The sequence below is a fragment of the Nonomuraea sp. CX421 genome (assembly GCF_059358955.1).
The window spans coordinates 1-658 of record NZ_JCADBK010000069.1 but is presented as its reverse complement, the minus strand read 5'-3'; the positions used below and the strand labels follow the sequence as shown (position 1 = coordinate 658).

Annotated in this window: 1 protein-coding gene; it reads right to left on the bottom strand. The window is 70.7% G+C overall.

Features of this window, described 5'->3' with window-relative positions; translation table 11 throughout:
• Positions 1-23: 23 nt before the first annotated feature.
• A partial coding sequence (locus AC5L3X_RS39175; RefSeq protein WP_494863856.1) for an RNA-guided endonuclease InsQ/TnpB family protein occupies positions 24-658 on the bottom strand: 635 nt, incomplete at its 5' end.

The following is a 658-nucleotide window of genomic DNA, read 5'->3' as shown; positions in this document are numbered from 1 at the left end:
TCCCTGAAGGGAGCGGCTTCTCGCTAAGCCGCTTCCGCAGCGTCGCGAAGGGCAAGCCCCGCCCTGAGGATGTTGACCGCCGCGTTCACGTCGGCGTGCGCGGCATGTTCACACGCCGTGCAGACGAACGAGGCTTGGGTGACGCGGTTCTCCTTCGCGCGGTGCCCACAGCGGGCGCATGTGCGGGAGGTGTTGGCCGGGTTCACTGCGATCAGCTTGCGACCGGCGCTTTCAGCCTTGTGCGACAGGATCGTCAGGAACACCCCCCAACCCGCGTCCAGGATCGAACGGTTGAGACCGGCCTTGGCGGTGACCTTGCGGCCGGGGGCCTGGATCGTGCCGGACGCCGAGCGGGTCATGTTCGCGATCCGCAGGTCCTCGTGCACGATCATGTCGTAGTCGCGGACCAGCGCGAGCGCGGCCTTGTGCGCGTGGTCGAGGCGTTGCCGCCGGACCTTGGCGTGCAGCGCGGCGAGTCGGGTCACCGCCTTGCGGCGACGCTTGGAGCCCGGCTTCTTGCGAGCGAGGTCGCGCTGCGCCGTCGCGAGGCGATCGGTGGTCGCGGCGAGGTGGCGCCGGCCGGCCACGTGTGCGCCGTCGCTGGTGGTGACAAGCGAGGCGACGCCCATGTCGATCCCGGCCACCGCGCCCGTGGGGG